General features: G+C 73.0%; 20 protein-coding genes. 13 read left to right on the top strand and 7 right to left on the bottom strand.

What is annotated here, in order from left to right; genetic code table 11:
• Position 1 precedes the first annotated feature (1 nt).
• Entirely contained in the window at positions 2-1,873 is a 1,872-nt protein-coding gene (locus QQ657_RS14040; RefSeq protein WP_284742549.1) for a helix-turn-helix domain-containing protein, read from the top strand.
• An 87-nt stretch (positions 1,874-1,960) separates the two neighbouring features.
• Here QQ657_RS14040 and QQ657_RS14045 read toward each other — a convergent pair whose 3' ends face one another.
• Entirely contained in the window at positions 1,961-3,106 is a 1,146-nt protein-coding gene (locus QQ657_RS14045; protein WP_284742550.1) for an MFS transporter, read from the bottom strand.
• Positions 3,107-3,136: 30 nt separating this feature from the next.
• Here QQ657_RS14045 and QQ657_RS14050 point away from each other — a divergent pair, with 30 nt between their 5' ends.
• On the top strand, positions 3,137-4,147 hold the full coding sequence (locus QQ657_RS14050) for a LacI family DNA-binding transcriptional regulator (RefSeq protein WP_284742551.1): 1,011 nt from the start codon (positions 3,137-3,139) through the stop codon (positions 4,145-4,147).
• On the opposite strand, the gene QQ657_RS14055 is transcribed toward QQ657_RS14050, so the two are convergent.
• Positions 4,137-5,030, bottom strand: a complete 894-nt coding sequence (locus tag QQ657_RS14055; RefSeq protein ID WP_284742552.1) for an NADP-dependent oxidoreductase — start codon at positions 5,028-5,030, stop codon at positions 4,137-4,139. The genes QQ657_RS14050 and QQ657_RS14055 overlap by 11 nt on opposite strands.
• Positions 5,031-5,100: 70 nt before the next feature.
• Between QQ657_RS14055 and QQ657_RS14060 the strand changes: the two genes are divergently transcribed.
• Complete coding sequence (locus QQ657_RS14060; protein ID WP_284742553.1) at positions 5,101-5,646, top strand: TetR/AcrR family transcriptional regulator; 546 nt, start codon at positions 5,101-5,103, stop codon at positions 5,644-5,646.
• On the opposite strand, the gene QQ657_RS14065 is transcribed toward QQ657_RS14060, so the two are convergent.
• Positions 5,643-6,836, bottom strand: coding sequence for an extracellular catalytic domain type 1 short-chain-length polyhydroxyalkanoate depolymerase (locus tag QQ657_RS14065; RefSeq protein WP_284742554.1), 1,194 nt, complete (start codon positions 6,834-6,836; stop codon positions 5,643-5,645). The two genes, QQ657_RS14060 and QQ657_RS14065, sit on opposite strands and share 4 nt — an antisense overlap.
• Positions 6,837-7,026: 190 nt before the next feature.
• Between QQ657_RS14065 and QQ657_RS14070 the strand changes: the two genes are divergently transcribed.
• Positions 7,027-8,364: a 3-hydroxybutyrate oligomer hydrolase family protein gene (locus QQ657_RS14070; protein ID WP_284742755.1), complete on the top strand. Its 1,338-nt coding sequence runs from the start codon at positions 7,027-7,029 to the stop codon at positions 8,362-8,364.
• Here the strand turns inward: QQ657_RS14070 and QQ657_RS14075 are convergent.
• On the bottom strand, positions 8,351-9,301 hold the full coding sequence (locus QQ657_RS14075) for a glycoside hydrolase family 6 protein (RefSeq protein ID WP_284742555.1): 951 nt from the start codon (positions 9,299-9,301) through the stop codon (positions 8,351-8,353). The two genes, QQ657_RS14070 and QQ657_RS14075, sit on opposite strands and share 14 nt — an antisense overlap.
• A gap of 245 nt (positions 9,302-9,546) precedes the next feature.
• Here QQ657_RS14075 and QQ657_RS14080 point away from each other — a divergent pair, with 245 nt between their 5' ends.
• Both QQ657_RS14080 and QQ657_RS14085 read left to right on the top strand, forming a co-directional pair.
• Entirely contained in the window at positions 9,547-10,020 is a 474-nt protein-coding gene (locus QQ657_RS14080; RefSeq protein WP_284742556.1) for a hypothetical protein, read from the top strand.
• 69 nt (positions 10,021-10,089) lie between these two features.
• On the top strand, positions 10,090-10,674 hold the full coding sequence (locus QQ657_RS14085; RefSeq protein WP_284742557.1) for a dihydrofolate reductase family protein: 585 nt from the start codon (positions 10,090-10,092) through the stop codon (positions 10,672-10,674).
• Here the strand turns inward: QQ657_RS14085 and QQ657_RS14090 are convergent.
• The 3 genes from QQ657_RS14090 to QQ657_RS14100 are packed head-to-tail and all read right to left on the bottom strand — an operon-like array spanning position 10,649 to position 13,762.
• Entirely contained in the window at positions 10,649-11,644 is a 996-nt protein-coding gene (locus QQ657_RS14090; protein WP_284742558.1) for a TolB-like translocation protein, read from the bottom strand. The genes QQ657_RS14085 and QQ657_RS14090 overlap by 26 nt on opposite strands.
• On the bottom strand, positions 11,641-12,882 hold the full coding sequence (locus QQ657_RS14095; RefSeq protein ID WP_284742559.1) for an MFS transporter: 1,242 nt from the start codon (positions 12,880-12,882) through the stop codon (positions 11,641-11,643). Before QQ657_RS14095 ends, QQ657_RS14090 begins: the two co-directional genes overlap by 4 nt.
• Positions 12,883-12,886: 4 nt before the next feature.
• The gene (locus QQ657_RS14100) at positions 12,887-13,762 is read right to left on the bottom strand and encodes an alkaline phosphatase family protein (RefSeq protein ID WP_284742560.1); all 876 of its coding nucleotides are present in this window, start codon (positions 13,760-13,762) and stop codon (positions 12,887-12,889) included.
• A 253-nt stretch (positions 13,763-14,015) separates the two neighbouring features.
• On the opposite strand from QQ657_RS14100, the gene QQ657_RS14105 reads away from it, so the two are divergent.
• The 7 genes from QQ657_RS14105 to QQ657_RS14135 are packed head-to-tail and all read left to right on the top strand — an operon-like array spanning position 14,016 to position 18,491.
• The gene (locus QQ657_RS14105) at positions 14,016-14,276 is read left to right on the top strand and encodes a hypothetical protein (protein WP_284742561.1); all 261 of its coding nucleotides are present in this window, start codon (positions 14,016-14,018) and stop codon (positions 14,274-14,276) included.
• The gene (locus tag QQ657_RS14110; RefSeq protein WP_284742562.1) at positions 14,273-15,346 is read left to right on the top strand and encodes an FAD:protein FMN transferase; all 1,074 of its coding nucleotides are present in this window, start codon (positions 14,273-14,275) and stop codon (positions 15,344-15,346) included. Before QQ657_RS14105 ends, QQ657_RS14110 begins: the two co-directional genes overlap by 4 nt.
• Entirely contained in the window at positions 15,343-15,912 is a 570-nt protein-coding gene (locus tag QQ657_RS14115) for a ferric reductase-like transmembrane domain-containing protein (RefSeq protein WP_284742563.1), read from the top strand. Before QQ657_RS14110 ends, QQ657_RS14115 begins: the two co-directional genes overlap by 4 nt.
• On the top strand, positions 15,909-17,039 hold the full coding sequence (locus QQ657_RS14120) for an NADH-ubiquinone oxidoreductase-F iron-sulfur binding region domain-containing protein (RefSeq protein WP_284742564.1): 1,131 nt from the start codon (positions 15,909-15,911) through the stop codon (positions 17,037-17,039). The genes QQ657_RS14115 and QQ657_RS14120 overlap by 4 nt, the downstream gene beginning before the upstream one ends.
• On the top strand, positions 17,036-17,230 hold the full coding sequence (locus tag QQ657_RS14125; protein ID WP_284742565.1) for a ferredoxin: 195 nt from the start codon (positions 17,036-17,038) through the stop codon (positions 17,228-17,230). Before QQ657_RS14120 ends, QQ657_RS14125 begins: the two co-directional genes overlap by 4 nt.
• A 41-nt stretch (positions 17,231-17,271) precedes the next feature.
• Positions 17,272-18,009, top strand: coding sequence for an SIR2 family NAD-dependent protein deacylase (locus tag QQ657_RS14130; protein WP_284742566.1), 738 nt, complete (start codon positions 17,272-17,274; stop codon positions 18,007-18,009).
• Positions 18,006-18,491 carry a GNAT family N-acetyltransferase gene (locus tag QQ657_RS14135; RefSeq protein ID WP_284742567.1) on the top strand — a complete coding sequence of 162 codons (486 nt, stop codon included), beginning with the start codon at positions 18,006-18,008 and terminating at the stop codon, positions 18,489-18,491. Before QQ657_RS14130 ends, QQ657_RS14135 begins: the two co-directional genes overlap by 4 nt.
• Positions 18,492-18,539 lie beyond the last annotated feature (48 nt).

An 18,539-nucleotide genomic window follows, 5' to 3' on the forward strand; every position in this document is an offset into this window, starting at 1 on the left:
CATGACGGCCGTGACCGCACCCACGGACGCGCTGCGCCGGCTGCTCGACCTGCTCGCCTCCGGGGCGAGCAGCGAGCAGCTGGCGCACGTCGTCGTGGCCGCCCGCGCCGAAGGTGCTCTCGGTCCGGCCGAACTGACGGCCCTGGCCAGCGCGGGCGAGCTGGCCCTGCGGATCCGCGAGACGCTCGCCGAGCACCGGCGGCGGGAAGCCCAGCTCGGCGCGTTGTTCGACACCGCGAGCGAGCTCGCCGCACTGTCCGATCCGGACACCGTGCTGCGCTCGATCGTCCGGCGGGCGCGGGCGCTGCTCAACGTCGACGTCTCTTACCTCTCGCTCAACGACGAGGCCGAGAACAGGACCTACGTCCGGGTCAGCGACGGGTCGGTGTCGGCGGAGTTCCAGCAGATCGTGCTCGGCATGGGCGAGGGTCTCGGCGGGCTGGTGGCGCAGACCGCGCGGCCGTACGCGACGGCGGACTACTTCCACGACGACCGGTTCAAGCACACGCACCACATCGACTCCGGCGTCCAGGACGAGGGCCTGACCGCGATCCTCGGCGTCCCGCTGGCCATCGGCCCGAAGGTGCTCGGGGTGCTGTTCGCGTCCGACCGTGCGACGCGGGAGTTCTCCGCGGACGAGGTGGCGCTGCTGTCGTCGCTCGCGGACCACGCGGCGATCGCGCTCGACAGCGCGAACCTGCTCGACCAGACCCGGCGCGCCGTCGCCGAGCTCAACGAGGCCAACGCGACGATCCGCGCGCACACCGAGGCGATGGAACGCGCCCAGGACGCGCACGACCGGCTGACCGACCTGGTGCTGCGCGGCGGTGACGTGCCGGAGGTCGCGGCGGCGGTCGCCGGGGTGCTGCACGGCGACCTCACGGTCTACGACGCCGACCGCACTCTGCTGGCCAGTTCGGCCTCCCCGGCCGCGCTCGATCCGGACGCCCTTGCCGCGGCCCGCGCCGCCGGGCGGGCTGTGTCTACAAAGGACACGTGGGTGTGTGCGGTGCAGGCCGGTCCGGAGCTGCTCGGCAGCCTGGTGCTGGCCGGCCGCGACGGGCTGACCGACCCGGACCGGCGGCTGTTCGAGCGCGCGGGCGTCGTGACGGCGTTGCTGCTGATGCTGCGGCGATCGGTGGTGCGGGCCGAGGACGAGGTCCGCGGCGAGCTGCTGACGGATTTGCTGACGGCGCCCGACCGCAACCCGCGGGCGCTGCTGGCCCGCGGCCGCCGGCTGGGGATCGACCTGTCGGCCCCGCATGCGGTGCTGGTGGCTCACGCGGACGGCGGTTCCCGGCGGCGCGTGGCGAGCGCGGCGGCCCGGCACGCGACGCTGGTGGGGGTGCACGCGGAGGAGGTGGTGCTCCTCGGAGAGGGCGACCCGGACGAGCTGGCCCGGCGGGTGGCGGCCGACCTCGGTGCGGCGACGGGCCGCCCGGTGACGGTGGGAGCGGCGGGCCCGGCGAGCGGCCCGTCGGCGATCGCCGCGGCCCATGGGGAGGCGGCGCGGTGTGTCCGGGCGTTGCTGGCGCTGGGGCGGACGGGCGAAGGTGCGGCAATGGCCGGGCTGGGTTTTCTCGGCCAGTTGCTGGGTGACCACGCGGATTTGGACGTGTTCGTGCGGCAGACATTGGGACCGGTGCTGGACTACGACGCGCGCCGGGGGACGGAGCTGGTCGCGACGCTGCGGGCGTACTTCGCGAGTGGGTCGCAGCTGGCGCGGACGAAGGATGTGCTGCACGTTCATGTGAACACGGTGGTGCAGCGGCTGGAGCGGGTGGCGTCGCTGCTGGGGGAGGAGTGGCAGGCGCCGGACCGGGCGTTGGAGATCCAGTTGGCGTTGCGGGTGCACCGGTTGCGCGAGGCGTAGCGGCGAGGGTTGCGGGCCTGCGCGAAAAGCGCGAACGGGGCGATCCGCTCGCCGGCAGCGCGAGAGTGGCTGCGGCCACGGGCCCGCTCAGACGCGTGACTTGAACGCCGCCGACCGGCGCACCACAACTGCCGATGCCAGCCCGCCAACCGCCGCGATCGTCACCGCCACCGGCAACATCCCGTGGTCCATCCCCAGGCCGCCCAGCGCCGCCCCCAGAGCAATACCGATCTGGAACGCCACGATGTACACCGCCGACGCCAGATCCGGCTGGGACTTCGCCACCCGGAGCACCGCCGCCTGCAGCACCACACCTATCCCCGCCGCCGGTCCCGCCCACGCCACGATCGCCACCCCTGCGACGGCCGGACCCGGCGACACCAGCAGCGCCGCCATGCACACCGCGAGGCCGCCCGTCGTCACCAGCGCCGTTGCCCGCGGGTGGCCGTCGATGTGGCGGCCGATCAAGATCAAGCCCAGCAAGCCCGCCGCCCCGTGGGCGAACAGCAGCAACGACGTCGACGAGCCGGTCAGGTGGACCCACCGCGCGATGATCGCCGTGATGTACGTGAACGCCGCGAAATGCCCGGTCACCACCAGCAGCGTCGTCAGGTGGACCGGAAGCAACGAGCGATCGGCGACGACCGGGCCTTGAACAGCAGGCGCAGCCGGCATCGGAGCCACCGTGAGCCGGATGACCAGCGCCGTCAGGGCCGCGACGCCCGCCACCGCCAGCACCGCCGTCCGCCAGCCCAGGGTCGCGCCCAGCCAGGAGCTCGCCGACAGTCCGAACAGGAACGCCAGGGAGTTCCCGGCGAACACCACCGCCGTCGCGCGGCCGCCCTGGCCCGGGCCGAGGAGCCGGCCGGCCATCGACGCCACCACCGACCAGAACACGCCGTGGCCCGCGGCCGCCACCAGGCGCGCGGCGACCGCCACGGCGTAGTTCGCCGCCGCCGCCAGGACCAGGTTCGACACCACGATCATCCCGAGCGTCACCAGCGCCGTCGTCCGGCGGTCCCAGCGCGAGGTCAACGCCACCAGCGGCACCACCGAGACCGCCACGACCAGCGCGTAGCCGGTCATCAGCAGCCCGATCGCGGAATCACCGACGCCGAGCCCGGACGCGAGCTGGGGCAGCAGCGCGACCGGGAGGTTCTCCGAGGTCACGGACATGAAGCAGGCCGCGCTGAGTGCTCCCAGCGCGAGCCGCGTACGGGGCTCGACGAGCATTGTTTAACGATACACAGCTAAGGTGGGCCCATGTCCAGACCGACGATGGCGGACGTCGCGCGCCGCTGCGGCGTCTCGGCGATGACCGTGTCGTACTGCTACAACCAGCCCGACCGGGTCGCCCCGGAGACGCTGCGCCGGGTCCTCGAGGTCGCCGCCGAGCTGGGCTACCGCGGGCCGGACCCCACCGCGCGGTCGCTGCGCCGCCGTCACAACGGCGCGATCGGCGTCGTGCTCGGCGAACACCTCGCCTACGCCTTCGAAGACCCGCAGGCCCGCCGGTTCCTCGCCGGCGTCGCCGAGGTCTGCCGCGAGCGCGGCAGCGGGCTGAACCTCATCCCGACCACCGGCTCGGCCGACGACGTCGAGCGCGTCCGGTCCGCGTCGGTCGACGGCTACATCGTCTGGACGACCGTCGACACGGACCCGGTGCTCGACGTCGTGAGCGGCCTCGGCAAGCCGGTCGCGATCCACGGCGGGCCCGCGTTCGCCGGAGCCCAGGTCGTCGGCATCGACAACCGCGCGTCCGCGCGGGAGCTGGCCGCGCGTACGTTCGCCGGCGCCCGCCGGCCGGCCGTGCTGAGCTTCCCCTTCGACCGCGATCGCCGCCCGAGACTGGAAACCGGGCCCGCACCGCGGGACATCGCGTTCCCCGTCACCCGTGAACGGCTCCTCGGCATCTACGACCACCTCGGCGACCCGGACGGCCTGCCGGTCGCCGTCATCGCCCGCAACGACCGCGACGAAGCCGGGAAAATGGCCGACGCGCTGCTCGACACCGAGCCCGACGCCGTGATCGCCATGAGCGACCAGCTCGCCTTCGCCGTAATCGACGCCGCGAGCCGCCGCGGCCTGCGGGTGCCCGAGGACGTCGCCGTCGCCGGCTGGGACGACGACCCGGACGCGGAGCGCGCCGGCCTCACGACCATCGCGCAGTCGCTCTTCGCACAGGGCCGCGACTGCGCCCTGATCGCCCTCGGCGAGCGGGAAGTCCCGCGCCCGGCCGAGTGGACCGCGACCGTCCGGACGACTACCCGCTGACCGCCACGACCAGCTTTCCCCGCCGTGGCCCACGTTCGGCGGCGGTGTGCGCGGCGGCCGCGTCGGTGAACACTTCCTCGACCGGCACGCGGAACCGGCCCTCCTCGAACAGTGCCGCGGCCGTCGAAAGACCGTGCCGTCCGTCCGGCTCGCCACCCAGGGCGCCGACCGACACGCGAACGCCGTGGGACGGGCCGCTGAAGTCGGCCAGCGTGACCACCGACGACGGCGATCCGGTCAGCGCGACCAGCTCCGGCAGCGAGCCCTTGCCGGCGACGTCGAGGGCCGCGTCGACCCGGCCGGACACCCGCGTGGCCAGGCCGGGACCGTACGGAACCGGCGTGGCACCCAGGCTTTCGACGAACTCCAGGTCGCCGGCCGTCCCGATCACCCGCGCACCCCGCGCGAGCGCCAGGCCCACGACGAGACTGCCGACCCCGCCCGACGCGCCGTCGACCAGCAGCGTCATGCCGTCCCGGACGTCCAGGAGGTCGAGCGAGCGGGTGGCCGTCTCGATCCCGGAGCCCGCCGCGCCGGCCTGCTCCCACGGCATCGACGCCGGCTTGGGCGCCCAGAACGCCAGCACGGCGAACTCGGCGGTCGCCCCGCCGAGCCGGGCGACGTCGACCGCGCCGAACACCTCCTCGCCGACCGAAACACCGGGGCCCGCTTCATCCACGACACCCGCGGCGTCGACCCCCGGGATGTGCGGCAGGGTGATCGGCGAGCGCGACTTCCCGGCGCGGATCGCCAGGTCCACCGGCGAGACGCCGGCCGCCCGCACGCGGATCCGCACCTCGCCCGGCCCGGCGTGCGGCTCCGGCAGCTCGCCCGTCGACAGGACCTCGGGCGGGCCGAACCGCTCGAACCGGGTTGCGAACACGATCACTCCTCCACATCGGACACCCTGACCGCGCCTACGCTAGGAGTGATCACCGGCGACGAGCGGGGAAGTGAGAGCCGTGCGCGACGAACTGACTCGGAAACGCCGGGCGGACGCCGAAGACAACCGGCGGCACCTCGTCGCGGTCGCGCACACGGCGTTCGCGCGGCACGGCCCGGACCTGCCGGTGCGCGAGATCGCGCGGCGCGCGGGCCTGGCGCCCGCGACCGTCCACCGGCACTTCCCGTCCCGCGACGACCTCCTCGCGGCCGTGCTCGCCGGTCAGGTGGAGCGATGCGAGGGGCAGCTGCGGGCCGCGCTCGCCGACCCGGACAGCCGCCGCGCGCTGACCCGCACGTTCCACCGCTTCGGCGAGTGGCGGGTCGAGGAGCCGGGTCTCATGGGGGTCCTCGAAGGACCGGAGTTCGCCGACCGGCGCCGCGCGCCCGCCGAGGCGGTCGCGCGGCGGGGCCGGCGGGGGCGCGCCGGGGGGGGCGGGGGCCCGGCCTGCTTAATGGCGCCCCGGCCCGCTGCTCCCCGGGGGGGGGGGGGGGGGGCGGCGGGGCCGCCCCCCACCGCGTACGAGAACCTGAACCCGATGCCGATCTTCGGCTAGCACTGCCCGTCGGCGAGGACCCAGTAGCCCGAGGACGTCTCGCGCAGGGCGTGCGTGGTGAACGTGTTCCACAGGCCCATCGCCTGGTTGGAGCCGTTGGCGTACACCTGACCCGCGCTCTGGTGCGCGCGGCCCGCCTGCGTGTGGGCGTAGTTGCTGGCGTTGACACACGTGCCCGCGGGCTGAGTCGTGGTGGTCGTCGGCGGAGTGGTGGTCGGCGTGGTCCCGGATCCCTTGTCCAGCCCGAAGAACACGCCCGTGTAGTAGCTGGAGCAGATGCCGGCGAGGAAGTACGCGCCGGTGCTGCCGCACTGCGTCGCGCCGGTGCCCGGGTCGACCGCGGTGCCGTGGCCCATGCCGGCGATCGAGTACAGCTGGACCTTGTCGCCGTAGTTCGTCAGCGTCGTGCCGCCGGGCAGGGACTGGGTGCTCGTCGGCGTCTGGGAGAGCCCGTGCACCGCGGTCCACTGGTCGCGCAGCTCGGTGCCGTTGACCGGGTAGACCGTGTAGTCGCCGGTGCCCTGCCAGATCGCCACGCGCGGCCACGGCCCGCCGTAGCCCGGGTACTGCGCCGTGGCCTTCGACGCCCACTGCGCCGGAGTCAGGTTCTGGTTGTTCTGCTGGCAGCTCGTCGCCTGCGTGACGCTCGTGGCGCACTGCGCGGGCAGCCCGGCGTTGATCCCGCCGCCGGCGAAGACGTCCGGGTACGCGGCGAGCAGGTCCGCGGTCATCCCGCCGCCGGCCGAGAGGCCCGTCACGAACACGCGCGAGCGGTCCGAGGAGTGATCGCCGACCGCCTTGTCCACCATCGACTTGACGGACGCGGCCTCGCCGTTGCCCCGGGTGTCGTCGGCGGTGGAGAACCAGTTGAAGCACTTCAGCGAGTTGTTCGCGGTCGACTGCTGCGGGAACACGACCTCGAAGCGCCACTTGTCGGCCAGCTCGGGCCAGCCGGAGTGGGCGTAGTAGTCCGCGGCGCTCTGGGTGCAGCCGTGCAGTGCGACGACCACCGGGCGGCCGCTTTCCAGCCCGGACGGCGTGTAGGTGTACATCGCCAGCGCGCCGGGGTTGGCCCCGAAGCTCGACACCTGCACCAGGGACGACGGCGGCGGGTCGGCGGAGGCCACCCCGACAGTGGTGAGCACGGCGGCGGTGATCGCGGCGAGTCCGGCGAAGGCGAGCTTGCGCATGGTGGCGTCCTTCTCGTCGTTGAGAGGGGTTTCCAGCGACGCTAGGACGGTCCGCTGGTTCGGACCATGTGGCCGTCCACCACATCCCCGGGGCGATTCATGGTGACCGGCGGGATGGCTCTCGCCGGGGGCACGCGCTTGGGTTCTGTTCCAACGAGACCGGAGGTGGACCGTGCGCAGATGGCTGGTCGTGGTTCTGGCGGGGGCGCTCGCGGCGGCGCTGCCCGCATCGGCGTCGGCTTCGGCCGGGGGCTGCCGGGTGGCTATGCCCGGGGCCGAGAAGTCCGTGTCGGCGTGCCTGGACGACCTGACGACGACCGGCACGCTCGCGTCCGGGCACACCGTCGAGGCGGACTGGGCCGGGCTGACGTCGGCGTGGCTGCCGACGTACGGCCGGGTGCCCGGCGTGCAGGTCGACGGGTACTTCCCGGACACCTCGACGGCGAACACGAACAACGGCTGGAACCACGACTCGCAGTTCGTGCTGCGCCTGCCGTCACACTGGAACGGCGGCCTCGTCGTCTCCGGTGCGCCGGGCGTGCGGCGGCAGTACGCGAACGACCGCGCGATCGGCGACCAGGCCCTGGCCGAGGGCTACGCGTTCGCCGCGACCGACAAGGGCAACACCGGCGCCGCGTTCTACGACGACGGCGTCCGGCCGGGTGACGCGCTGGCCGAGTGGAACACGCGCGTCACGCAGCTGACGCTGGCCGCCCGCTCGGCCGCGGCTTCGCACTACCGCCGTCCGGTGACGCGGACGCTGGCCGCCGGGCTGTCCAACGGCGGGTACCTCGTGCGGTGGCAGCTGGAGAACCGGCCGTGGCTCTACGACGGGGGCGTCGACTGGGAGGGGACGCTGTGGCGTGCCGATGGACCGAACTTGCTCACGTTCCTGCCGCCGGCGCTGCGGGCGTACCCGGCTTACGCGGCGGGGTCGCCGTCGGCACACCAGTCCATTTTGGACGCCGGGTTCGCGCCGGGCTCGGAATTCCTGTGGGACTACCACTACCGCGTCTACTGGGACCTGACCCAGCGGATCTACCGGGAGGAAGTGGACCCGTCGTTCGATGGTTCGCTGTCGGCCGGAACTCCTTTCTGCGCTTCGGGAACGCCGTCCTGTGACGCGGACTACGCGTATGCTTCGCGGCCCGCTTCGGTGGCGCGAGCGGTGGAGCGGATCTCGCTGACCGGGCGGATCGGCAAGCCGCTGCTCACGCTGCACGGGACGCTGGACACGCTGCTGCCGATCACCCGGGACTCCGATGTGTACGACCGGATGATCACGTCGGCGGGACGCGGGTCGTTGCACCGGTACTACCGGGTGGTCGACGGCAACCACGTCGACGGGCTGGTCGACGTGTATCCGGACCAGCTGAGGCCACTGGGTCCGTGCTTCCGGACGGCGTTCGACGCGCTTGGCGGGTGGCTGCGCGGGGTGCGTCCGCCGGCTTCGGGGACGATCGCGCGTCCGGCCGGCGCGACCCCGGCCGACCTGGCCCGCAGCTGCTCGCTGGTCAGTCGCCCTTGATGAGGTGGGTGGCCAGGGCCGGGCTGAACGTGCCCGCCGGGATGCCCGTGCCGTAGCCGCAGCTGCCGTCCGAATCGCCCGGGACCTTGATCCACAGCTGCATCTCGGGGCCGCCGCCGAGCTGGGACGGGGCGCCCAGCTTGCGCTTCGGCGGGTTGCACCACTCCGAATCGGTGCCGTGGCCGCTGCCGTTGCGGCTGGTGTCCACGACGAACGGTGCCGTATAGCCCAGAGCCGCGTCGACCGCCTTGCCGTACGTCGTCGAGTCGGCCGTGGTGTAGAAGTTCGACACGTTCAGCACGAACCCGTGGATGGACTGCACGCCCGCCGACTTCAGCCGCGAGGCCATCGTCGCCGCCGGGATCCACGTCGCGTTGCCGCCGTCCATGTACGCCCAGGTGTTGGGCGCCTTCTGCGCGAACTGCGTCGCCGCGTAGTTCAGCAGGTCGAGCCGGGTCTGGCGGGCGTCGCCGGGCAGGCAGTCGAGCTGGGCGAGCGCGTCCGGTTCGATGATCACGACCGCCGGCTTGCCGCCGATGCCGTCGGCGAACGCGGAGATCCAGTCGCGGTAGGCCTGCGGGCTGCCCGCGCCGCCGCTCGAATCGCCGCCGCAGTCGCGGCCCGGGATGTTGTAGGCGACCAGCACCGGCAGCTTGTCGGCGACGTCGGCGGCGTAGGTGAACCCGTCGACCGCGGCGCGGACGTCGCCGCTCCAGTTGCCGAACCAGCGCGCGCCCGGCTTGGTCGCGATGGACGTCCTGATCGGGCCCGCGAGGCTGTCGTCCGGGTGGTCGCGGACCCACACCGCCGGGTTGGAGCCGGGGTCGACGTAGAAGCCGTTCGTCTTCTCGAGCGGGTTGCCGTCGGCGGCGAGTGCCGGGGACGCGAGCCCGGTGAGCGCCAGCGTCGCGGCCACGAGGATGGTCGTAATGCGCATTCGGCGAGTTTGCCGCGACGGCGTACACAGGACGTACAAAAAGATAAAGTGAACCGGACGCGGCCGACGCCCGTACTACTGGGTGAGGGGCTCGTCGCTGCTACCCTGAAACCGGCTCCCACCTGCGGTTTCCCGTCCGGACGGACCACCCCGTTCGGCCGCTTGCGGGAGCGTTGCCCGTCGTTCATGATGGGGTTCCGGGGTCCGCGAAACATTCGTTCACGTCGAATATCCAGGTGTCGGCCATGCTTCGGAAGAACCGCAAGTCCGGAAGTGAACGCCATGCTGCTACCCGTCGCCGAGGCCTGCTGATGGCCGCGGCCCTGTCCGGTTTCGCCATCATCGCGGGCCTGCTGCTCCCCGTGCTCGCCGCGGCGGCCTGGGCCATCACGCTCGAACGCCGTCCTCGCCGGGCGACCGCCGGCGCGGAGCCGGACCCCGAGCCGGACTGGACGGTCGCCGGGATCCAGGCCCGCCTCCGCTTCGAACAGGCGGCCCGGCGGTTCGCCGAGGCGGGCACGATCGCGCTGCCGACCCTCCCGATCCCGGAACAGACCGGCCGCGACACGTCGCCGGACCGGCTGCCGTGGCGCGTGCCGCGCACGATCCCGCCGGCCGGCCCGTCTTCGGGCCGCTTCCTGGCGCCCCGGCTGGCGTTCGCGGCCCCGGACGGCGAGCTGATGCGGCGCATCCTCGAGGGCCTGCGCAAGATGGACTGACCCGCTGTCGATCCGCGGCTCCGCCGTTCGTACAGGAGGTGACCAGCCACCTGGACGGAAGGACACCCCATGCGTTCGATCAGCGTCACCATGAGCGTCACCCTCGACGGCGTCGTGCAGGGCCTCGGCCGGCCCGACGAGGACACCCGCGGCGGCTTCAGCCACGGCGGCTGGGGCAACGGCTACCAGGACGACGTCATGGCCCGCGAGATGGGCAAGGGCATGAGCCGCCCCGGTGACATGCTCTTCGGGCGGCGGACCTGGGAAGACTTCATCGGCGCGTGGGGCGGGCGCGAGGACGGCAACCCCTTCACCACCCACATGAACGGCGTCACCAAGTACGTCGCGTCGACCACCCTCGAGGACGCCGGGGCCTGGCAGAACTCCGTGCTGCTCGCCGGGGATGCCGAGAAGACCGTCGCCGAGCTGAAGGCGCTGCCCGGGAACGACCTGTCCGTGATCGGCAGCGCTTCGCTCGTGCACTCCCTGCACGCCGCCGGCCTGGTCGACCGCTACACGCTGCTGATCCATCCGCTGACCCTGGGCGCGGGCCTGCGCCTGTTCGAGGGACCCGCGCCGCTCACCGAGTTCACGCTCACCAGCAGTGTCCCGACCACGAAGGGCGTGATCATCGCCCAGTACGACCGTCGCTGAGCGCCGCGGGGGACTCCGCGTCCGGGATCAGCAGCCGGGCCGCGCCGGAGCCGTCGGCCGGGACCGACCAGACGTCCGCGTGGCCCGGCCCGCGGGGCACGCCGTAGCCGATCGTGTGGTCGTCGAGCCACGCCGGCTGGTCGTCGACGCTGCGGGTCTCGGCCAGCGGCGTCACCGCCGACGTCGCCAAGTCCACAACGGACAGCCGCCAGCCCTTCGCGGGGTCGTCGTCCACAGCGGACTTGAACGCGACGCGGGTCCCGTCGGGGGAAAGGGAAGGGCACTCGACGTTCTCCCGCAGTGTCCGGATCGTGTGCGCGGCGAAGTCGCCCGCGACGAGGTAGCGGTGCCCGGCCGTCGACATCGTCGCGTAGAACCGGCGGTCGTCGCGGGTGAACGTGACGCCCCAGAAGTTGAGGTCCGCGGCCTGGTACGGCTTCCCGTCGAGCGTCACCGCGTAGTCCTCCAGGGTCCCGGCCAGGTCGCCGGTCGCGGTGTCGAGGATGCCGGCGCGGGTGGAGAACATGCCGCCGTTGTACGAGTCGCCGGTGACGAACACCGTCCACGCGAGCATCCGGCCGCTCGCCGACACCCGGGCCCGGTTCGGCAGCCCGACCAGCGGGATCTCCCGGCTCACCGCGAGGTTCGCGTCGAGCACCGCCAGCTGGTAGGTGGTCAGGTCGCCGTCCTGGCGCAGGCAGAGCCCGGTGCCGCCGGCGGCGTACACCCGGTTGCAGGACAGCGGCGACACGGTCCGCGCGCCGCCGGGGTCGGTGACGGACACCGTCGCGACGTGGCCGCGGTCGGCGTCGGCGGTGCTGCGGAACAGCAGCCGCGGGCCGGGGGAGAGGCTGACGACGCCGGTCGCGGCGACGTCGTGGCTGCGCGCGCTGGCAAAACCGACGTACGCGACCGCCGCCCCGGCCAGCACGAGCACACCGGCGACGGCGATCAGGATCCGCGTCTTCACGAGGCCGCCTTCCGGGGCGAGAGCACCACGAACGTCACGGCGATCGCGACCACCGCCGCCCCCGCGGCGATGCCGATCGCGAGCCCGGCACCCCAGAACTGCCAGGCCAGTCCGAAGAGGACGGACGACGCGAAGTACGCAAGCGCTTGCGCCGTCTGCACCAGCGAAATCCCCGTGGTGCGCAACGACTCCGGCAGCAGCGGACCGGCCAGCGCCATCAGGACGCCGTCGGTCGCCGCGTAGAACGCGCCGTACAACGCGAGCGCCAAGGCGAACAACGGCCAGCCGGACACCGGCCCCGCCAGCAGAAGGTAGACGAGCGCGAGCGCGCCGTAGCCGCCGAGAACGACCGGCAGCCGTCCGGCGCGGTCGGCCAGCACGCCCAGCGGCGCGGCCAGCAGCAGGTAGCTCAGGTTGGTGCCGACCGCGAGCAGCGGGAACCAGCCGGTCGCGATGTCCTCCTTGTGCTGCAGCAGCAGGTAGACGAACCCGTCGCCGACCGTGGCCAGCCCGAGCACGCACGCTGCCACGAGCAGGCGCCGCACACCGCTGCCGCGCAGCAGGGCCGCCGCGGCGCGGGGCGAGACCGGGTTGGCGGGCCGTGGTGTCCGGTGGTCGCGGACGAACAGCACGAGCAGCAGCACGCCGATCGCGGCGACGCAGAAGCTGACGACGAACACCGCGTCGAACGCCTCGGGGTTCGTCGCGCCGACCGCCGCCAGCACGGCGAGCGCGACCAGCGGCCCGGCGAACGCGCCCATGCTGTCCATCGCCCGGTGCACGCCGAAGGCGCGGCCGAGCAGCGGCTCCGGCGTCGAGAGGGTGATCAGCGCGTCGCGCGGCGCCGTCCGCAGGCCCTTGCCGGTGCGGTCGAGGGTGATGACGGCGCCGATCGCGGTCGCCGACGCCCCGGCCGCGAGCAGGCCGAGCTTCGCCACCGCGGACAGTGCGTAGCCCGCGCCGGCGACGACCTTGCGGCGGCGGATCCGGTCCGAGACGTACCCGCCGACGATCCGCAGCAGCGCCGTCGCGCCGGTGTAGAGGCCGTCGACCAGGCCGTACGCGGCGGGGCTCAGGTGCAGCCCGAGCACGAGGTACACCGGCAGCACCGCGGTGACCATCTCCGAAGAGACGTCGGTGACCAGGCTGACGGCGCCGAGCGCGAAGACGTTCGCGCCGACCGCCGAGAGCTTGCCTTTCGCGGCGTGCTCTCGGCGGCCGATGGTGGAGAGGTACACGCGGTTACTGCCAGACGTCGAGGATCGGCGACTTGCTCGCGGCGCCGCCGATGCCCGGCAGGCCGTAGGACGCCTCGATCGTGCGCAGCACGGTGTAGTGGTTGATCGACTCGCTGTAGCTGCCGACCTTGACGTTCGCGCCGGTGAAGCTGGTGAAGATCTGGTTGACCGACGTGCCGCTGTCCTCGTCGAAGGTGGTGATGAGCAGGCTGTTGTGCGTCTTGGCCCACTGGGCGTAGGCGTCGAGGTGGTTCTTCAGCCAGGTGTCGCCGGTGCCGACCGAGCAGTCGTGCATGTCGTTGCACATGTCCGGCGTCACGAAGGCGACGGTCGGCAACTGGGTGAAGTCGGTGGGGAAGCTCGAGTAGCGGACGTTGCTCGCGGCCGGGACGTTGGAGAAGTCGACCCAGCTGTTGTGCTTGCGCCGGTAGGTGCCGCTGGAGCAGCCGGTGTAGCCGTCCGAGGGCATGGCCTCGGAGTAGCCCTTGAAGGTCTTGCCGGCGTCGATCAGCTGCCGGCCGAGGTTGGCCCTCGCGCCGAGGTCGGCCGGGCAGGAGTCGTCGGTGACGCCCTGCGTCGCGCCCGAGAAGAGGGCGACGTAGTTGGGCTGGCTCGGGTGGGTGATCGCGAAGGAGCTGGTGAACTTCGCGCTCTGCGAGGCGAGGGTGTTGAAGTAGGGGGCGCTGGAGCTGCCGTTGATCGAGGAGTACTTCTTGTTCTCGAACATCACGAGGACGATGTGGTCGAACGCCGGCACCACCGAGGCGGTCGGCTGCACCGCGGTCGGTTCGGCCGTTCCGGTGACGACGGCCGCGGTGACGACACCGGCTGTGACCAGAGTGGCGGCGGCGAACGCGGCGAAGATCCGCTTGCGGATCATGGGTCCTCCAACGGTGGCGGGTGAGGGCGCCTCATGATGTCCGCTCCACGGAGCCGCTTCGTGCCCTGATGTGGTCCGGTTCGTGAACACCAGGGAACCTCCGGCGGACAACGGAAAGAGTGGGTTAATGGCTTTCCGGTGTCAACCTCCTAAGGTAGGTCTCCGTCGTGTCCACTGTGTCCATTGTGGACGGCCAGGGAGTTGACAGGTCGCTCCCAGGTCGTTCAAAGGAACGGCGCCGAGACTCGGTCCCATGGAACCCGACACGACAGGCGCGGCGGCTCGCCGCGAGCACGGCAGGCGCAAGGCCGCCCTGGTCACCGCGACGGTGGCGGTGCTGGGCGCGGCCACGGCCGGCGCGATCGGCTTCGGCCTTTCGACGGCGTCCGCCACCGACTCGACCACTTCGACCAGCACTTCCGACTCCGTCGGCACGCAGGACCAGCTCCAGTCCTCCGACAGCGGCGTGAGCTCCGGCTCGGGCAGCGCCCACACGGGCTCGGGCGCGTCGTGACCACGGCGGCGAGGGCGTTCCCCGCGCTGGGCACGACGGCTTCGGTGGTGGTCACCGACCCTGGACGGCTTTCGGAGGCGGCTTCGCTGCTGCGTTCGGAGCTGGCGGAGATCGACCTGGCGTGCAGCCGGTTCCGGGCGGACTCGGAGATTTCCCGGCTGCACGAGCAGGCCGGCCGTCAGGTCCGGGTCGGTGAGGTGCTGGCGGAGGCATTGCGAGCGGCATTGCGCGCGGCCCGGTTGACGGAGGGCCTGGTGGACCCGACGGTCGGTGCCGCGGTGCGGGCGTTGGGCTACGACCGGGACTTCGCGCTGCTCACTGGTGGCGCGGCCGCCGGCCCGGCTCGGTCGACGGCCGGGACAGCCGCGCCCGGCGGCGATCGGCCTGGCTCGGCTTGGCCGGGCGGCGGGGCGGCCGAGCCGGTCTTGAATGAGTCATTCAGGACCTCCGAAGACCTGAATGACTCATTCAAGACATCGGGTGGGCCGGCGGACCCGAGCCCCGCGCCCGGCTGGCACCGGGTGCTCTTCGACCCGGCCCTTCGCCTGGTCGTCCTCCCGCGCGGCGTCCAGCTCGACCTCGGCGCCACCGCCAAAGCCCTCGCCGCCGACCGGGCCGCGCGCCGGATCCACGCCGCCCTCGGGTGCGGGACCCTCGTCAACCTCGGGGGTGACCTCCACGTAGCCGGTCCGGAACCCCACAGCGGCTGGCAGGTCGCGCTCGGCGATGACCACGCCGAGGCCGTCGCCCGGCCGGCCGCCCGAGTCGCCCTCACCACCGGCGGCCTCGCCACCTCCGGGACCACCCGTCGGCGCTGGCGCCACGCCGGGCGCACCGTGCACCACATCGTCGATCCGCGGACCGGCGATGTCGCGGAACCGCTGTGGCGCACCGTCACCGTCGCGGCCAAGTCCACTGTGGACGCCAATACCGCGAGCACCGCCGCCATCGTCCTCGGGGCCGATGCCCCGCGCTGGCTCGAGCAGCGCCGCCTGCCCGCGCGGCTCACCTCCGACGCCGGCGACGTCGTCACGACGCCGGGCTGGCCCGCCGAAAGGAGAGCCGCATGAGCTCCGCCGTCTGGTACTTCAGCCGCGCGACCGGTCTCGTGTCGCTCGTGCTCTTCACCGGCGTCGTCGTCCTCGGCGCGCTCGGCGCCGGCCGGTTCGCGACGCGGGCGTGGCCCCGGTTCACCGTCGCCGCCCTGCACCGGAACCTCGCGCTGACCAGCCTCGCGTTCCTCGGCGCGCACATCGCGTCGGCGATCCTCGACGGCTACGTCTCGCTCAGCTGGCTCGACGTCGTCGTCCCGTTCGGCTCGGCCTACCAGCCGCTCTGGGTCGGCTTCGGCGCCGTCGCGATCGATCTGCTGCTCGCGATCGTCGTCACCAGCCTGCTGCGCACGCGCATCCCGCCGCGGGCCTGGCGCGCCGTCCACTGGCTGGCCTACCTCTGCTGGCCGGTCGCCCTGGTGCACGGCTTCGGCATGGCCGAAAACGACGCCGCGTACGGCTGGATCGTCGCCCTCGACGTGCTGTGCGTGCTGGCCGTCCTCGCCGGCGTCGCCTTCCGGGCCACCCGCCAGGACGCCGACACCGCGACCCGCAAGCTCTCGCCGCTCGGAGGCACCCGATGACCATCCTGCCGCCCCACCGCCTCGACCTGGCCGGCCACCGGCGCCGCAACGGCGTCCTGCCCTGGGTCGCCTACCACGGCGACGACGGCCGCGACCGGCTGATCGCGGCCGTCGCCGCGGCGGACCTGCGCGGCCGCGGCGGCGCGGGCTTCCCGACCGCGGTCAAGCTGCGCTCGGCCCGCGCGCCACGCTCGATCGTCGTCGCGAACGGGTGCGAAGGCGATCCGCTCAGCCACAAGGACGCCGCGCTGCTGACGCTGTCCCCGCACCTGGTGCTCGACGGCCTGCAGCTCGCCGCGCACGCCATCGGTGCCGGGGAAGCCATTCTGTGCGTGCACGCGGGCAGCCCGGTGCTGCCGAGCGTCTTCGCGGCGCTCGCCGAACGCGACGACGGCGTGCCGGTGCGCGTCGAGGAAATCCCGCGGCGGTACGTCGCCAGCGAGGAGACCGCGCTCGTCCACCACCTGACGTCCGGGGACGCGCGGCCGCTAGGCAAGTCGCCGCGGCCCGACCAGCGCGGCGTCCGCGGCCGGCCGACGCTCGTGGACAACGTCGAAACGCTGGCGCAGCTGGCCTTGGCGATCCTCCTCGGCCCGCAGCACTACCTTTCCGCCCGCCGGGACCTGGTCACGGTCACCGGTGCCGTCCGGCGGCCGGGGGTCGTGGAGGTGGCTCCGGGAGCGTCCGTGGCCGCCGTGCTGGCGGCGGCGGGCGGCGAGACCGAGCCGGTCCAGGCGGTGCTGACCGGCGGCTACGGCGGGACCTGGACGTCGGATTTCGCGGCCGGCGTGTCGGGGATCCCGGCGGTGTACGCGCTGCCGGCCCGGGCGTGCGGGCTCGAGTACACGGCGAAGGTGCTGGCGTTCCTGGCGGCCGAGTCGGCCCGGCAGTGCGGGCCGTGCATGTTCGGCCTCCCGGCGATCGCGGCGGACTTCGCGGAACTGCTCCGCGGCGGTCCCTCGACGGCCCGGCTGGCCCGCCGGCTGCCGCTGCTCACCGGCCGCGGGGCGTGCGCGCACCCGGACGGCGCGGCGCGGCTCGCGACGAGCGCGTTGCAGGTGTTCGGTATTGATGTGGCGGCGCACTCGGCCGGTGGCCGGTGCCGGGTTCTGGAGAGTGTGGCGTGAAGGTGACGGTGGACCCGATCGGGTGCCGGGCGCACGGCCTGTGCGCGGACCTGCTGCCCGAGGCGGTGCGGCTGGACGAGTGGGGTTACCCGATCGTGAAGTCGGGCCCGGTGCCGCCGGAGCTGGTGGGAGAGGCCCGGCGCGCGGCGGCCGCGTGCCCGGCTTTGGCGTTGCGGCTGAGGGCACGGTAATCCGGTCGTCGCAGCGGCGGCGGATCGTTAACCTCCGGTCCATGGACCTCATCGACCGGATTCGCGGCGCCCGGCTGATCGGCGTGCTGACCGGTGCGGGGATCTCCACCGCGTCCGGCATCCCCGACTACCGCGGGCCCGACGGCGTCTGGACGCGCTCGCCGAGCGCCGTGAACGCCTTCACATTGCAGAACTTCCTGGCCGACGCCGCCGTGCGCCGGGAGTTCTGGCGCAGCTACGCCGGCCACGCGGCCTGGCGCGCCGAGCCGAACGCCGCCCACCGTGCCCTCGCCGACCTGGACGGCGAAGGGGTCGCCGTGCGCGTGCTCACCCAGAACGTCGACGGCCTGCACCAGAAAGCCGGCCTCGCCGCCCGGAAGGTCCTCGAACTGCACGGCTCCATGCACACCACGGCGTGCACCGCCTGCCCGGCGCGGTTCCCGACCACCGAAGTGCTGGAGCGCGGCGAGGACGACCCGAGGTGTCCGGAGTGCGGCGGGATCCTCAAGCTCGACGTCGTCCTTTTCGGACAGACACTGGACGGCGAGATCCTCGGACGCGCGCGCAGCGTCGCCGCGGCGAGCGAGGTCTTCCTGGCCATCGGCAGCTCGCTGCAGGTGGAGCCGGCGGCGTCGCTGTGCACGATCGCCCTACAGTCCCGGGCGACGCTGGTGATCGTCAACCACCAGCCCACGCCGTACGACGAGGAAGCCGATTTCGTGCTGCGCGAAGACATCGAGACGGTGGTCCCGGAACTCTGCGCGGCGGTGCGGGCGTGATCCGGGAGGCCCGCGACGACGACTGGCCGCGGATCTGGCCGATCGTCCACGACGTCGTCACCGAGCAGCGGACGTTCCCCTACGACCCCGCCATGACCGAACCCGAGGCCCGGCGGAGCTGGCTGCTCGCTCCGCCGGCCCGGGTGGTGGTCGCCGGGGACGGGGAGCGGGTGACCGGGACCGCGAACATGTACGCCAACCGGCCCGGGCCCGGCAGCCACGTCGCTTCCGGCAGCCTGATGGTCGCGAGGGAGGCGCGTGGCACGGGAGTCGGCCGTGCCCTCGCCACGGATCTGGTCGCCTGGGCCCGGGACAGCGGGTTCGCGGCGGTCCAGTTCAACGCGGTCGTCGAGGTGAACACGGCGGCGATCCGGCTGTACGAGAGCCTCGGGTTCGTCACGCTCGGCACGGCGCCGGGAGCGTTCCGCCATCCGGACCACGGCGACGTCGGGCTCCGCATCCTGTGGCTGGACTTGCGCTGACTGCCCTCCCTACCATCGGCTCGGGAGGGGACATGCGCGCTCGCTGGT

Source organism: Amycolatopsis ponsaeliensis (genome assembly GCF_030182635.1).
Lineage (GTDB): Bacteria > Actinomycetota > Actinomycetes > Mycobacteriales > Pseudonocardiaceae > Amycolatopsis > Amycolatopsis ponsaeliensis.

Bases quoted from the DNA above. Each gene is read 5' to 3' on its own strand.
- QQ657_RS14115 (WP_284742563.1), top strand. From the start codon at position 15,343: ATGAGCTCCGCCGTCTGGTACTTCAGCCGCGCGACCGGTCTCGTGTCG.
- QQ657_RS14050 (WP_284742551.1), top strand. From the start codon at position 3,137: ATGTCCAGACCGACGATGGCGGACGTCGCGCGCCGCTGCGGCGTCTCG.
- QQ657_RS14065 (WP_284742554.1), bottom strand. From the start codon at position 6,836: ATGCGCAAGCTCGCCTTCGCCGGACTCGCCGCGATCACCGCCGCCGTG.
- QQ657_RS14100 (WP_284742560.1), bottom strand. From the start codon at position 13,762: ATGATCCGCAAGCGGATCTTCGCCGCGTTCGCCGCCGCCACTCTGGTC.
- QQ657_RS14085 (WP_284742557.1), top strand. From the start codon at position 10,090: ATGCGTTCGATCAGCGTCACCATGAGCGTCACCCTCGACGGCGTCGTG.
- QQ657_RS14040 (WP_284742549.1), top strand. From the start codon at position 2: ATGACGGCCGTGACCGCACCCACGGACGCGCTGCGCCGGCTGCTCGAC.
- QQ657_RS14130 (WP_284742566.1), top strand. From the start codon at position 17,272: ATGGACCTCATCGACCGGATTCGCGGCGCCCGGCTGATCGGCGTGCTG.
- QQ657_RS14105 (WP_284742561.1), top strand. From the start codon at position 14,016: ATGGAACCCGACACGACAGGCGCGGCGGCTCGCCGCGAGCACGGCAGG.
- QQ657_RS14045 (WP_284742550.1), bottom strand. From the start codon at position 3,106: ATGCTCGTCGAGCCCCGTACGCGGCTCGCGCTGGGAGCACTCAGCGCG.
- QQ657_RS14075 (WP_284742555.1), bottom strand. From the start codon at position 9,301: ATGCGCATTACGACCATCCTCGTGGCCGCGACGCTGGCGCTCACCGGG.
- QQ657_RS14080 (WP_284742556.1), top strand. From the start codon at position 9,547: ATGCTTCGGAAGAACCGCAAGTCCGGAAGTGAACGCCATGCTGCTACC.
- QQ657_RS14120 (WP_284742564.1), top strand. From the start codon at position 15,909: ATGACCATCCTGCCGCCCCACCGCCTCGACCTGGCCGGCCACCGGCGC.